This is a genomic window from Bacillus sp. P4_D3 (genome assembly GCF_056401855.1).
In genome coordinates, this window is the sequence record NZ_JBFUIN010001231.1 from 1 (window position 1) to 640 (window position 640).

Annotated in this window: 1 protein-coding gene and 2 pseudogenes; 1 reads left to right on the forward strand and 2 read right to left on the reverse strand. The window is 33.9% G+C overall.

Annotated features, from left to right (window positions below; genetic code table 11):
* Positions 1 to 397: cation:dicarboxylate symporter family transporter (locus tag AC1DTM_RS30500; protein WP_477001707.1), on the reverse strand; the 397-nt coding region annotated here is incomplete at its 3' end.
* Positions 398 to 504: 107 nt separating this feature from the next.
* A pseudogene (locus AC1DTM_RS30505) lies at positions 505 to 594 on the reverse strand (DUF2626 family protein); the annotation flags it as partial.
* Between AC1DTM_RS30505 and AC1DTM_RS30510 the strand changes: the two are divergent.
* Positions 557 to 640 (forward strand): annotated as a pseudogene (locus AC1DTM_RS30510) (hypothetical protein); the annotation flags it as partial. The pseudogenes AC1DTM_RS30505 and AC1DTM_RS30510 overlap by 38 nt on opposite strands.

Consider the following 640-nt stretch of genomic DNA (forward strand, 5'->3'; position numbering starts at 1 on the left):
CATCAAATCCTGCGCTTGCAGCTATACCGACAGCTGCGGCAATTCCTGTAGTAAGAATTAAAATTCCGATAATAAGACCACTGATTTTACCAAGGTTTTTCGTTAATTGTAATTTTGTAAATGCTGAAATAATAGATACTAAAATAAGTGGCATAACGATCATTTGAAGTAACTTCACATAACCGTTACCAATTAAACCGAACCAGGTATTTGATTCGATAATTACTTTAGAAGTAGGCTCATAAATAAATTGTAATATAAGACCGAAGATAATTCCGACTCCTAAAGCAGTAAATACACGTTTATTAAAAGATACATGCTTACGTTGCATATAATACAATACGCCAACTAAAATGAGCATGACTGTGATGTTAATTCCGACAAGCAGTGTATTCATGTTAATTCCCCCTAATTCCAATGTGTTATATAGAATATAAGGTAATAAAACCTATAAGTCAACTAGGGAATTGCGGAATTAAAAAAAAGATGGCAAATTGCCATCTTTTAATGTCCAGCTCCAGGGACAAGTAAAAATGTTGTGTACCATGTAAATCCGATGAAGAAAACGGTTAAATATGCCCCGAATACGTATATATTCGGGGCATATTTAACCGTTTTCTTCATCGGATTTACATGGTAC